At 62.1% G+C, this 13,293-nt stretch carries 8 protein-coding genes; 5 read left to right on the plus strand and 3 right to left on the minus strand.

Annotated elements, in window-relative coordinates; genetic code table 11:
* Positions 1-26: 26 nt before the first annotated feature.
* On the minus strand, positions 27-1,697 hold the full coding sequence (locus C4J87_RS03140; RefSeq protein WP_124361098.1) for a PleD family two-component system response regulator: 1,671 nt from the start codon (positions 1,695-1,697) through the stop codon (positions 27-29).
* A 297-nt stretch (positions 1,698-1,994) separates the two neighbouring features.
* On the opposite strand from C4J87_RS03140, the gene C4J87_RS03145 reads away from it, so the two are divergent.
* The 4 genes from C4J87_RS03145 to speA all read left to right on the plus strand — a co-directional run bounded on the left by C4J87_RS03145 (position 1,995) and on the right by speA (position 6,117).
* Positions 1,995-3,062, plus strand: a complete 1,068-nt coding sequence (locus C4J87_RS03145) for a DUF2333 family protein (protein ID WP_124361099.1) — start codon at positions 1,995-1,997, stop codon at positions 3,060-3,062.
* Positions 3,063-3,064: 2 nt separating this feature from the next.
* Positions 3,065-3,601, plus strand: coding sequence for an NUDIX hydrolase (locus C4J87_RS03150; protein ID WP_124365689.1), 537 nt, complete (start codon positions 3,065-3,067; stop codon positions 3,599-3,601).
* 88 nt (positions 3,602-3,689) lie between these two features.
* On the plus strand, positions 3,690-4,061 hold the full coding sequence (locus tag C4J87_RS03155) for a translation initiation factor Sui1 (protein WP_124365690.1): 372 nt from the start codon (positions 3,690-3,692) through the stop codon (positions 4,059-4,061).
* Positions 4,062-4,203: 142 nt separating this feature from the next.
* Positions 4,204-6,117: an arginine decarboxylase gene (gene speA / locus C4J87_RS03160; protein WP_124361102.1), complete on the plus strand. Its 1,914-nt coding sequence runs from the start codon at positions 4,204-4,206 to the stop codon at positions 6,115-6,117.
* 129 nt (positions 6,118-6,246) lie between these two features.
* Here the strand turns inward: speA and C4J87_RS03165 are convergent, their stop codons facing one another.
* Positions 6,247-7,590, minus strand: a complete 1,344-nt coding sequence (locus tag C4J87_RS03165) for an MATE family efflux transporter (RefSeq protein ID WP_124365691.1) — start codon at positions 7,588-7,590, stop codon at positions 6,247-6,249.
* A 289-nt stretch (positions 7,591-7,879) separates the two neighbouring features.
* Here C4J87_RS03165 and C4J87_RS03170 point away from each other — a divergent pair, with 289 nt between their 5' ends.
* On the plus strand, positions 7,880-12,775 hold the full coding sequence (locus tag C4J87_RS03170) for an alpha-2-macroglobulin (protein WP_124365692.1): 4,896 nt from the start codon (positions 7,880-7,882) through the stop codon (positions 12,773-12,775).
* A 137-nt stretch (positions 12,776-12,912) separates the two neighbouring features.
* Here C4J87_RS03170 and C4J87_RS03175 read toward each other — a convergent pair whose 3' ends face one another.
* Positions 12,913-13,206, minus strand: coding sequence for a hypothetical protein (locus tag C4J87_RS03175; protein ID WP_124365693.1), 294 nt, complete (start codon positions 13,204-13,206; stop codon positions 12,913-12,915).
* Positions 13,207-13,293: the final 87 nt, after the last annotated feature.

Here is a 13,293-nt window from a genome sequence, read left to right on the forward strand (position 1 = left end):
AAGTGCCTGAAGTTATTGCGTTTACATTACAAAGTTATGACCGAATCAGTGGATTCCGGTGAAAAGATGGCACTTTGCTTTGATGTGCGAGCGGCTTGCACGCGGTTACGTCCGGCATGCTTGGCGCGGTACAGCGCCTCATCGGCCTGGGCGGCCATCGTCAGGCTGTCGGAACCGTCGCACAATTCCACCAGCCCGGCGCTGAAGGTGCACCATAAATCCTGGGGTTGGGCCGGGTAGTGGATTTCCGCAAAACGCCCACGAATCTCGTCCAGCACTTTGCAGGCCGATTCGAGGTCGGTGTCGGGCATCACAATGGCGAATTCCTCACCGCCATAGCGGCCGATATAGTCGCTTTTGCGCAAACGCTGCTTGAGAAACAACGCCAGGCTTTTGATCACGCGGTCGCCCATGGGGTGACCGTGGCTGTCATTGACCCGCTTGAAGTGGTCAATATCGAGCATGGCAAAGCTCAGCGGCTTGTTCTCGCGGCGGGCGCGGAAGCTGCAGTCTTCGAGCAGTTGCAGGATATGCGTGTGGTTGTACAGCCCGGTCAGGCTGTCGCGCACCATCCGCGCTTTCAAATTGCGCGCACGCGCCGCGCGGTTGCGCACGGTGGTGATCAGGTGGCGCGGCTTGATCGGTTTGGTCAGGAAATCGTCACCGCCTTCGCTCATCGCATCCAGCTGTTTGTCCAGGTCGTCTTCGGCCGACAGATAGATAATCGGTACGCTGACATAGCGGTCGTTGTGGCGAATCACCTTGGCCAGCTCGGTGCCGGTGCAGGCGGGCATGTACATGTCGAGGATGATCAGGTCGGGCTGGAAGTCGGCCAGTTCGGCCATGGCCCGGATCGGCTCGATCAACGTGCGGGTGACGATGCCGGCGCTGTTGAGCAGGCGCTCGGTATGCAACGCCTGGGCGCGGGAGTCGTCAATGATCAGCACTTTATACGGCTCATATTGAGCCACGCAGGTCAGCACTTCGATCTTTTCCAGCAGGCTCGAGGCCTCCAGCGTGCCGGTCAGGAATTCTTCGCCGCCGGCGCGCACGGCGGCCAGGCGGGTCGGGGTGTCGGTTTCATGCAGGCTGAAAAACAGCAGCGGCAGCTTTTGCTCCAGGCCTTCCTGGGCTTCGGCAGCCAGTTTCAGGCCCAGGCCGGTGCCGCAGAAATCCACGTCCATCACGATGGCCGAAGGCAGGCGCTCGGCCATGGCGGCGCGAAAGGCTGCGACGCTGTCCAGGGACTGGGCGCTCATGCCGAAGAATTCCAACTGCTTGGCCAGGCGCTCGGCGCGGTTGTGGTCGGCCAGCATCACGTAGATCGGCTTGCGCATCGGCGGCAGCAGGGTTTGTTCCAGCTGATCGCCCTGGCGCAGCCCGGTGCGCGACAAGCGCTGCATCAAGCGATTGAGCTCGGTGATCAATTGGCTGCTCAGGCGCCCGCGGTTTTCATCCACCGCTTTGAGGGACTCGCCAATGTGCTGGGCCAGTTGGCGGTGTTCGGGCTGTTCGAAACGCTCGGCAAAGCGCTGCAGGCGCAGATTGGCTTCATTGAGCTCGGAGAAATCCGCGTTGGACCATTCGCTACGCTGCAGGCGCTGCCAGATCTCAAGAATTTGACGTGCCTGATGAATTACCCGCTGGGCAAAGTGCTGCTTGAGACGCTCGCGGCTGGGGTCTTCTGACTCGGTCATATCCTGACTACTGTGCGGGTGCATGCTGAGGTCGACTGATGGCTCTATGCTAGCATCTCTTTTCTGCTGCATGAGTGTCATACGTCAATTAAGTACGTGTCTGCGGTATTCATTTTTTGACCTCGTGGTCGCGCTGTGTAAAAAGTGTGCATCCTTTATAGTCCAACCTTCGGTATGCGCCAATTTGGTTTAAAAGCCCGCACCGATGGGCACGATGGGGTAGGGTTGTGGTCGGAATGTTTGACCGCACCCGGACAATTGATGTGCATGAACTCAAGTGATTGAAAGGATATCGCCATGCTGGACTGGAAAAACCGCGAAGGCAGTGCCAAAGGCCCCGCCCCTGAGCCCAAGTCGGCCAACCGCAGCTACGTTCGCAACCTGCTGATGAGCCGCGCCTTGCTCAGCGTGATCTGCTTGTACTTGCTGGTCACCGGTGGCCTGGGTTGGTATTGGAGTCAGGAACCCGCGTTGTTCCCGGTCCAGCAAAACGCCCAGCTGGCCGCCGAGAAGGAAGGCAAGCAGATGGTGATCGGCTACACCACCGTCGAAACCCTGAAAACCGTGGTCGGCACTTTGCTGAACAAGCCAGGTGGCTACATTTCCAACGACCGTTTCCCGCCAGGCCTGTGGATGGACAACATGCCCAGCTGGGAGTACGGCGTGCTGGTGCAGGTGCGTGACCTGACCCGTGCCTTGCGCAAAGACTTCGCCCGTTCCCAGTCGCAGTCGGCTGAAGACGCTGACCTGGCCAAGGCCGAGCCGCGTTTCAACTTCGACAACAAGAGCTGGGTGCTGCCGTCCAGCGAGTCGGAATACCAGGAAGGCATCAACTCCCTGAACCGCTACGAAGCACGCCTGTCCGACCCGAACCAGAAGGGCGCGCTGTTCTATTCCCGCGCCGACAACCTGAACAACTGGCTGGGCGATGTCGCCACCCGCCTGGGTTCGCTGTCGCAGCGCCTGTCGGCCAGCGTGGGCCGGGTCAAGCTGAACACCGCGCTGAAAACCGAAGCGCTGGCGCCGGGTGAAGTGCCGCAGGTCGATGAGGAAGTGGTGGAAACCCCCTGGATGCAGATCGACAACGTGTTCTACGAGGCCCGTGGCCAGGCGTGGGCACTGTCCCACCTGCTGCGCGCCATCGAAGTCGATTTCGCCGATGTGCTGGCCAAGAAAAACGCCACCGTCAGCGTGCGCCAGATCATTCGTGAGCTGGAGGCCTCGCAGGAACCGGTGTGGAGTCCGATGATTCTCAATGGCAGTGGTTTCGGCGTACTGGCGAACCATTCGTTGGTAATGGCCAACTACATTTCCCGGGCCAACGCTGCGGTGATCGACTTGCGTCAGCTCCTCAACCAGGGTTGATGATGGACGCTATTCAAAGGGAGGCCGCCCACCGCGAGGCCTCCGATGCTGAACTGATCTGTTGGGTCGACGAGCAGGACAACCTGCTCGGCCACCTGGTCAGGTCCGACCTTCGCCGGCGTGGCTTGATCGGCCGTTGCACCTTCATATTTTTGTTCAATGCCAAGGGTGAGTTGTGCGTGCATCGGCGCACCCTGAGCAAAGCACTGTACCCCGGGTTCTGGGACACGGCCGCGGGCGGGATGGTCGCGGCAGGGGAAACCTATGCCGATTCGGCGGCTCGTGAGCTTGCAGAAGAACTCGGCGTCAGCGGCGTGGAATTGGCCGAACATGACCATTTCTATTTCGAAGACGGCGACAGCAGGCTTTGGTGCACCTCCTACTCTGCGGTATGGGACGGGCCACTGTGCCTGCAGCCCGAAGAAGTCATGGAAGCGCGCTTCCTGCCGGTTGAAACGGTGTTGAGCGAGGCGAAACACAAGTCTTACTGCCCGGACGCTAAAGAGGGCCTGCGGCGCTATCTGGCGTTGCGTCGCTAAAGTTGCATGAAATGGCGCCATTTGGCCCTTAGCAACTTGGCTTTTTGCCGTTACACTGCGCCACTTTTCATCCCCTAGAGGATTGCCGGTGGCCAAGAAAGCCGCATCCTTCGCCGCCCTCGGTGGCCTGGTATTTTCCACCGATGCAGGTCGACACTGCCCGGACTGTCGTCAGCCCGTGGATTCGTGCACCTGCAAACACACCCTGATTCCCGAAGGCGACGGCATTGCCCGCGTACGCCGCGAGAGCAAAGGCCGAGGCGGCAAGACGGTGACCACCATCACCGGCGTGCCGCTGGCCGAAGAGGCGCTCAAGGAGCTTGCCACCGCGCTGAAAAAGCGCTGCGGCACGGGTGGCGCGTTGAAAGACGGGGTCATCGAAATCCAGGGCGATCACGTCGAACTGCTGTTGGCCGAGTTGATCAAGCTCGGTTACAAGGCCAAGAAGTCCGGCGGCTGAAAGCCTCTTGCCAACCTGTGTCTAAACTCTGTCCTGCAAGCGGGGTCTACCTCCCTTACAGGCAAATCGTCATTTTCATTCTTTAGACTGCGCCAGCCTCCGCTTGAGGTGGCGCCTTCGCCTTCATTTATAGGGGACTTCGATGTCCGTACGACGCACACGCAAAGACGATGGCAGCCAATGGACAGTTGCGGACAGCCGCAGCGTTTATGGGATTCGCCATTGGGGGGCCGGTTATTTCGCGATCAATGAAGCCGGTCGCGTAGAAGTCCGTCCGAACGGTCCGAACAGCACGCCCGTTGATCTGTACGAGCAAGTCGACGCGCTGCGCAAAAGCGGCCTGTCGTTGCCGCTGCTGGTGCGCTTCCCCGATATCCTGCAAGACCGTGTCCGTCAGCTCACCGGTGCCTTCGATTCGAACATCGAACGCCTGGAATACCAGAGCCAATACACCGCGCTGTACCCGATCAAGGTGAACCAGCAGGAAGCGGTGATCGAGAACATCATCGCCACCCAGAACGTCTCCATCGGCCTGGAAGCCGGCTCCAAGCCTGAGCTGCTGGCCGTATTGGCCCTGGCGCCGAAGGGCGGCACCATCGTCTGCAACGGTTACAAGGACCGTGAGTTCATCCGTCTGGCGCTGATGGGCCAGAAGCTCGGTCACAACGTGTTTATCGTGATCGAAAAAGAATCCGAAGTGGGGCTGGTGATCGAAGAGGCTGCCAGCCTCAAGGTCAAGCCGCAGGTCGGCTTGCGTGTGCGCCTGTCGTCGCTGGCTTCGAGCAAGTGGGCTGACACCGGCGGTGAAAAGTCCAAGTTCGGTTTGTCGGCGGCGCAACTGCTGTCGGTGGTCGAGCGTTTCCGCGCGGCGGGCCTTGACCAGGGCATCCGCCTGCTGCACTTCCACATGGGCTCGCAGATCGCCAACCTGGCCGACTACCAGCACGGGTTCAAGGAAGCCATTCGTTACTACGGCGAGTTGCGCAACCTCGGCCTGCCGGTGGACCACATCGACGTAGGCGGTGGCCTGGGCGTGGACTACGACGGTACCCACTCGCGTAACGCCAGCTCGATCAACTACGACATGGACGACTACGCCGGCGTGGTGGTGGGCATGCTCAAGGAATTCTGCGACGCGCAGAGCCTGCCGCACCCACACATCTTCTCCGAAAGCGGCCGTTCCCTGACCGCCCACCACGCCATGCTGGTGGTGCAGGTGACCGACGTCGAGAAACACAACGACGAAATCCCGACTATCGAAAACAAGGAAAGCCTGCCGGAAACCGTGCAATGGCTGGTAGACCTGCTCGGCCCGACCGATATCGAGATGGTCACCGAAACCTACTGGCGCGCCACCCACTACATGAGCGACGTGGCTACCCAGTATGCCGACGGCAAACTGACCCTGGCCGAGAAAGCCCTGGCCGAACAGTGCTACTTCGCCGTGTGCCGCCGCTTGCACAACTCGCTCAAGGCGCGCCAGCGCTCGCATCGCCAGGTGCTGGACGAACTCAACGACAAGTTGGCCGACAAGTACATCTGCAACTTCTCGGTGTTCCAGAGCCTGCCGGACACCTGGGCCATCGGCCAGGTACTGCCGATCCTGCCGCTGCATCGCCTCGACGAAGAGCCGCTGCGCCGCGCCGTGCTGCAAGACCTGACCTGCGACTCCGACGGCAAGATCAAGCAGTACGTCGACGAGCAGAGCATCGAGACCAGCCTGCCGGTACATGCCCTGAACGAGGGCGAAGACTACCTGCTGGGTATTTTCCTGGTGGGGGCTTACCAGGAAATCCTCGGTGACATGCACAACCTGTTCGGCGACACCGACTCGGTAAACATCTATCAGCGTGAAGACGGTTCGGTGTACAGCGCCGGTATCGAGACCCACGACACCATCGAAGACATGCTGCGCTATGTGCACTTGTCGCCGGAAGAGTTGATGACGCATTACCGTGACAAATGCGCGAGCGCGAAGATCTCCGCGTCGGAGCGCACCCAGTTCCTGGATGCGCTGCGCCTGGGCCTGACGCGGTCGTCGTACCTGTCCTCGTAATAGCAGCTGATATAGCTCTAAAAATGTGGGAGGGGGCTTGCCCCCGATAGCAGTGGATCAGTCAGAACATTAGTGGCTGACACACCGCAATCGGGAGCAAGCCCCCTCCCACATTTGGATCGGGTTTCTTCAGCTGGCGCCCAGCCACAGGCCCTGCCGATTCAACCGCCACGCAATCGCCCACAGGGTTAGACTGCGCACCGCCATGAACACCAGGAAGGTTATCCACAACCCGTGGTTGCCCAACCCCTGCAGTGCCCAGGCGAGCGGCAGCACCAACAGCACCGTCAGCAACATCCCATTGCGCATTTCCCGCGCCCGCGTTGCGCCGATAAACAGCCCATCCAGTAAATAACTCCACACCGCAATCAACGGCAATACCGCAAGGTAGGGCAGGTAGATATCGGCGGTTTCGCGCACGCTGGGGATATCCGTCTGCATGGCGATAAACACATGGCCGCCGAAGGTAAAGAGCAATGCGAAGCCCAGGCTGGCGATCAATGACCAGCCACAGGCCACCACCAATGAACGTCTCAACGCCTGGCGATCATGCGCACCGATGGCGTGGCCGCACAGGGCTTCCACCGCGTGGGCCAGGCCGTCCAAAGCGTGAGCGGTCAGCAGCAGGCCGTTGAGCAACAGCGCATTGGCCGCCACGGTGGCATCGCCCAGGCGCGCGCCTTGTACCGTGATCATGAAAAACACCGACTGCAACGCCAGGCTGCGGATAAAGATGTCGCGGTTCACCGCCAGCAGCGGGCGCCAGCTTTCCCACAGTTTCAATGCGCCCCAGGCGATATGCCCGGGGTAGGCGCGCAGGGCTTTTTGCGTGAGGGCCAGGCCGAGCAGGGCGCCGGTCCACTCGGCAATCACCGACGCGCGGGCCGAACCGACCACGCCCCAGTCCAGGCCGAGAACGAACCACAGGTTCAGCGCGATATTGACCAGGTTGGTGGTCAGCAGAATCGCCAGCGGCGCACGGGCGTTCTGGGTGCCGAGGAACCAGCCGACCAGCGCATAAGTGGCCAGTGCGGCAGGCAAACCAAACAGGCGCGTATGGAAGAACTCGCGGGTCAGCTGGTTCAGTTCGGCGGAGGGCTGCATCCACTCCAGGGCCAGGTGGCTCAGCGGAATGCCGACGGTTCCCAGCAACATCGCCAACCCCAGCGCCAGCAACAAACCCTGCAGCAGAATCTGGCGCAAGGCCGCGCCGTCATTACGCCCGGCGGCCTGGGCGGCGAAACCGGTGGAGCCCATGCGCAGGAAACCCATGGCCCAGGCGAGGAAGGTATACAGGCTGGCCCCGACGGCCACGGCGCCCAGTTGGTGAGCGTGGGGCAGGTGGCCGATGACCATGCTGTCGACCAGGGCTACCAGCGGCACGGAGATATTCGACAGGATCATCGGCGCGGCCAGGGCCCAGACACGGCGATGGGTGGGGCGGTGGCGCCAGTCGGCGAGCAGGGTGGTCATGAAGGCTCCTTCGAAGGTGGCGCATTGTAACCGTCCACCCGCCACACCGCAGAACCAATGTGGGAGGGGGCTTGCTCCCGATGGCGGTGTGTCAGTGGTTGACTCCAGTTCTGACCCACCGCTATCGGGAGCAAGCCCCCTCCCACATTTCGATCCCCGATGGCTGTGGCATCGGGCTTGGATTCAGGCCCGCTCACCCCTCTGTCGGTCAATGTGATCGCCGCCACAGCGGCCTGGCTTGCGCTGATATATAGTTCACCCCCCGGTTTCCTCTGACGACGAGTGCCCCATGCTTAACAAAGGATTGTTCCTGGCCTGCGCGCTGGCCCTGCTGAGCGCCTGCGATTCTTCCGATAAACCGTCTGCACCCTCCGCCCCGGCGGCGAGCGTGGCGCCCAAGCCGGCCAAGGCGACGGTGGATGTGGCGGCGTTGAAGCAGCGCTACGCCGGGCGCGAGTTGAGTGTGGTGGACGTGTCCGAGGTGCAGCTGGACGGGGCCAGCACCTTGTCGGTGAGTTTCTCCATTCCCCTGGACCCGGATCAGAAGTTCGCCGACAAAGTCCATCTGGTGGACAGCACCTCGGGCAAGGTCGATGGCGCCTGGGAACTCTCCGACAACCTGATGGAATTGCGCCTGCGCCACCTGGAGCCGCAGCGCAAGCTGGTGCTCACGGTGGACCCCGGTGTCAGAGCGGTGAATAACAACCTGCTGCCCGCCGAGTACAGCGCCCGCCTGGAAACCCGTGACCTGCAAGCCACCGTCGGCTTCGCCAGCCGCGGCACGTTGCTGCCCACGCGCCTGGCCGAAGGCTTGCCGGTGATCGCGCTGAACGTCGACAAGATTGACGTCGAATTCTTCCGCATCAAGCCCGAGTCCCTGCCGTCGTTCCTGGCGCAGTGGGGGCGCAATACCAGCCTGCAAAGTTACGAGTCCCGCGAATTGCTACCGATGGCCGATCTGGTCTACGGCGGGCGTTTCGACTTGAACCCGGCGCGCAACACCCGCGAAACCCTGTTGCTGCCGATTGCCGGCCTCAAGCAATTGCAGCAGCCCGGTGTGTACCTGGCGGTGATGCGCGCCTCAGGCACCTACAATTATTCGCAACCGGCCACGTTGTTCACCTTGAGCGATATCGGCCTGTCGGTGCACCGCTATGCCAATCGCCTGGATGTGTTTACCCAGGCGCTGGAAGGTGGCAAGGCGCTGAACGGCGTCGAGCTGGAAATTCTCGATGCCGAAGGCCGTGTGCTCGGCCAGGGCAAGACCGAAGACGGTGGCCACGCCGAGTTGCCGCTGCCGAAAAAAGCCCAGGTGCTGCTGGCCAAACAAGGCGAACAGACCAGCTTATTGCGCCTCGACAGCGCCGCGCTGGACCTGGCCGAGTTCGACATCGCTGGCCAGCCGTCCCATCCGCTGCAGTTTTTCGTGTTCGGCCCGCGTGATTTGTACCGTCCCGGTGAAACCGTGCTGCTCAACGCGCTGTTGCGCGACAAGGACGGCAACGTCGTCAAGCCGCAACCGGTAAGCGTCGAAGTGCGCCGCCCGGATGAGCAGGTCAGCCGAAAATTCGTGTGGGACGCCGACGCCTCCGGCCTCTATCAATACGCGCTGCAACTGGCCGGCGAAGCACCGACCGGGCGGTGGCAGTTGGTGTTTGACCTGGGCGATGGTAAGCCGCAGTTATATGAATTCCTCGTCGAAGACTTCCTGCCCGAGCGCCTGGCGCTGGAACTCAAGGGCAGCGACACCGCGCTGAGCCCGGCGGATGACCCGGTCATCCAGGTCAACGGCCGTTATCTGTACGGCGCGCCGGCCTCGGGCAATCGGGTCAGCGGGCAGGTTTATGTGCGCCCGCTGCGTGAGGCGGTCAAAGCCCTGCCGGGCTTCCAGTTCGGTTCGGTCACCGAAGAAGAGCTGAGCCAGGATTTCGAACTGGACGAAAGCACGCTCGACGCGAAGGGCCAGGAAGAACTGACCCTGGAAAGCAAATGGGCCGAGGCCAAGTCGCCGCTGCAACTGATCGTGCAAGCCAGCCTGCAAGAGTCGGGCGGGCGGCCGATCACCCGGCGCCTGGTACAGCCGATCTGGCCGGCCGAGCAGTTGCCGGGCCTGCGCGGGCTGTTTGACGGCACTGAAACCAACGGCGACGGCCCGGCGGAATTTGAAGTGCTGGTGGCCAACCAGGACGGGCAGAAACTCGCCGCGCAGAACCTCAAGGTGCGTCTGGTGCGTGAGCGCCGCGACTACTATTGGAACTACTCCGACAATGATGGCTGGAGCTATCACTACAACGAGAAATTCCTCAACCTCGACGAACAGACCCTCGACATCAAGGCTGGAGATACCGCGAAGGTCAGCTTCCAGGTGGAGTGGGGCCCTTACCGCGTGGAGGTCGAAGACCCGCAGACCGGCCTGATCAGCAGCCTGCGCTTCTGGGCCGGCTACCAGGCCCAGGACAACACCGAAGGCGGCGCCGTGCGCCCCGACCAGGTCAAACTGGCGCTGGATAAACCCGCCTATGGCGATGGCGACACCGCCAATGTCACCGTCACCCCGCCGGCTGCCGGCAAAGGCTACCTGCTGGTGGAGTCCGCCGAAGGGCCGCTGTGGTGGCAGGAAATCGACGTGCCGGCCGAAGGTAAAAGCTTCGCCGTGAAGCTCGACCCGAAATGGTCGCGGCATGATTTGTACGTGAGTGCACTGGTAATCCGCCCTGGCGAGCGCAAAGCCAATATCACCCCCAAGCGCGCGGTGGGCCTGCTGCACCTGCCGTTGGATCGTACCCAGCGCAAGCTTGGCCTCACGCTGACCGCGCCGGAAAAAATGCGCCCCAAACAGCCGCTGACGGTGAAGATCGCCGCCAGGAATGCCGACGGCAGTGTGCCCAAGCAGGTGCACGTGCTGGTGGCCGCAGTAGACGTGGGCATTCTCAATATCACCGAATACCCCACACCCGATCCGTACGCCAGCCTGTTCGGCCGCAAGGCCTACGGCGTGGACCAGTTCGACATCTACGGCCAGTTGATCGAAGCCGGGCAGGGCCGCCTGGCCAGCCTGGCGTTCGGTGGCGATGCGGCACTGGCCAAGGGTGGCAAGCGCCCGGACACCAGCGTGACCATCGTCGCCCTGCAAAGCGCGCCGGTCACCCTCAACGAAAAGGGCGAGGGTGAAGTCAGCGTCAATATTCCGGATTTCAACGGCGAACTGCGCCTGATGGCCCAGGCCTGGAGCGATGATCGCTATGGCATGGCGCAAGCCAAGACGGTCATCGCCGCGCCGCTGATTGCCGAGCTGTCCGCGCCGCGCTTCCTGGCCGGGGGTGACCAGACCACCTTGGCGCTGGACCTGTCCAACCTCTCGGGCAAGGCGCAGAAGCTTGACGTGCAACTGAGTGCCGAAGGGCAGTTGGAGTTGGTCAACACTGGCGCGCAAACGGTCGAACTCAAGCAAGGCCAGCGCACCACCCTGCGTATCCCGGTGAAAGCCTGGGGCGGCCTGGGGCAGGGCAAAGTGAAGGTCACGGTCAATGGCCTGGACCTGCCCGGTGAAACCCTGCCGCCGTTCAGCCGTGAATGGACCCTGGGCGTGCGCCCTGCTTACCCGGCGTTGCTCAAGCATTACCGCGCCGTGCTCAAGGACCAGCCGTGGAGCTTGCCGGCAGGCACCCTGGAGCAGTTCGACAGCTCTGGACGCGAGGCGTTGTTGAGCCTGTCCAGCCGGCCGCCGTTGAACCTCGGCGCGCAGATCAGTGCGCTCAAGGCTTACCCCTACGGCTGCCTGGAACAAACCGCCAGCGGTCTGTACCCCTCGCTCTATGCCGACGACGCGCTGCTCGAACGCCTGAGTATCAAGGGCGAGCCGGATGCCGAGCGTAAACGCAAGATCGAGCTGGGCATCGAACGCCTGTTGGGCATGCAGCGCTACAACGGCAGCTTCGGTTTGTGGGGCGCTGACGGCGAGGAAGAATATTGGCTGACCGCCTACGTCACCGACTTCCTGCTGCGCGCCCGCGACCAGGGTTTTGCCGTACCGGCCGAGGCGCTGAAGAAAGCCAGTGAGCGTCTGCTGCGCTACGTGCAGGAGCGCAACCTGATCGAAGTCGACTACAGCGACAACGCCGACCACACCCGTTTCGCCGTGCAGGCCTACGCCGGCATGGTCCTGGCGCGCAGTCAGCAGGCGCCGCTGGGGGCCTTGCGCAGCATCTTCGAACGCCGCAGTGATGCGCGTTCCGGCTTGCCGCTGGTGCAGCTGGCCATCGCCCTGCAGAAAATGGGCGACCAGCCGCGTGCGGACCAGGCGTTGCTCGCGGGCCTGGCGGCGCAGCGCAGCGCCAAGGAATGGTTGGCCGACTACGGCAGCCCATTGCGCGACCAGGCGATGATCCTGGCCTTGCTGGAAGAAAATGACCTGGCCAAGGGCAAGCGCGAGGAACGTTTGTTTACCCTGGCGGACCAGTTGGCGGCCAGCCCGTATCTGTCGACCCAGGAGCGTAATTCACTGTTCCTCGCTGGGCGCCTTGGGCTCGCCCAGCCAGAGGCGAGCTGGCAGGTGTCGCTGACCGGCAGTGGCGCGGTGCGCGAACTGAACAATCAGCAATCGACGCTGCAACTGGATGACAAGCTGCTGTCCAGCGACTTGACCCTGAGCAACCAGGGCGAAACGCCGGTGTACCAGCAACTGACCCTTTCCGGTTATCCACAAGTGCCACCGGCAGCGGGCGGCGAGAATCTGAGCATCCGTCGCGAATACCTGGGCATGAACGGCCAGCCGCTGAACCTGCACAGCCTCAACAGCGGTGATTTGGTGTTGGTGCACTTGGCGGTCAGCGCCAAACAACGGGTGCCGGACGCCCTGGTGGTCGACCTGCTGCCCGCCGGCCTGGAACTGGAAAACCAGAACCTGGCGCAGAGCGCGGCCAGCCTGGAGAACGCCAGCAGTCAGGTGAAGGAGTGGCGCGAATCGATGCAGAACGCCTCGCTCAAGCATCAGGAGTTTCGTGATGACCGTTATGTGGCGGCGATGAACCTGGATGGCTATGGGACGACGCACTTGCTCTATCTGGCGCGGGCTGTAACGCCGGGCACCTACCGCGTGCCGCCGCCGCAGGTGGAGTCGATGTACCGGCCGAACTGGCAGGCGGTGGGCGAAACCCCGGCAGATATGGTGATCAAGGGACGCTGATCGCTCAACCTGGAATCGAAACTAATGTGGGAGGGGGCTTGCTCCCGATAGCTGAGTGTCAGCCAATGATGTTTTGACTGATTCACCGCTATCGGGAGCAAGCCCCCTTCCACATGGGATCGGGGACATTCTTGGATCTAGTGCACAACCCAACTGAGCAGCCACAACCCCAGGATCAACCAGATAATCCCCATGATGATCGACGCGCGCATGAACGCCCGCACGGCCGAGTACAGCAGCAATAGCCCTACGATCAGGGTAAGGATGCTGATGATCGAGGTGTCCATGCCCAGGGTGCGCGACAAGCCATCGATAAAGTTGCCGCCGGCGTGGGTCAGGGCTCCGAACAAGCCGCTCAGACCGTCGACGATAAAGCGGATGACGGAGCCGAGCGCCTGGCCCAACCACTCGAAAAAGCTTTCTACCTGCATGTGCGTGTCCTGATAAGAAGGTGGGCGTAACTGTGCCTTTGGTCGTTGTAGCGACAGGCGAGTTCCCTACAAGCATAGAGGTTTGCC

Origin of the sequence: Pseudomonas sp. R1-43-08 (assembly GCF_003852255.1) — a bacterium.
GTDB lineage: Bacteria > Pseudomonadota > Gammaproteobacteria > Pseudomonadales > Pseudomonadaceae > Aquipseudomonas.

Coding starts and splice junctions, on each gene's coding strand:
- C4J87_RS03165 (WP_124365691.1), bottom strand. CDS start 7,590: ATGACCACCCTGCTCGCCGACTGGCGCCACCGCCCCACCCATCGCCGT.
- C4J87_RS03140 (WP_124361098.1), bottom strand. CDS start 1,697: ATGACCGAGTCAGAAGACCCCAGCCGCGAGCGTCTCAAGCAGCACTTT.
- C4J87_RS03170 (WP_124365692.1), top strand. CDS start 7,880: ATGCTTAACAAAGGATTGTTCCTGGCCTGCGCGCTGGCCCTGCTGAGC.
- C4J87_RS03150 (WP_124365689.1), top strand. CDS start 3,065: ATGGACGCTATTCAAAGGGAGGCCGCCCACCGCGAGGCCTCCGATGCT.
- speA (WP_124361102.1), top strand. CDS start 4,204: ATGTCCGTACGACGCACACGCAAAGACGATGGCAGCCAATGGACAGTT.
- C4J87_RS03145 (WP_124361099.1), top strand. CDS start 1,995: ATGCTGGACTGGAAAAACCGCGAAGGCAGTGCCAAAGGCCCCGCCCCT.
- C4J87_RS03175 (WP_124365693.1), bottom strand. CDS start 13,206: ATGCAGGTAGAAAGCTTTTTCGAGTGGTTGGGCCAGGCGCTCGGCTCC.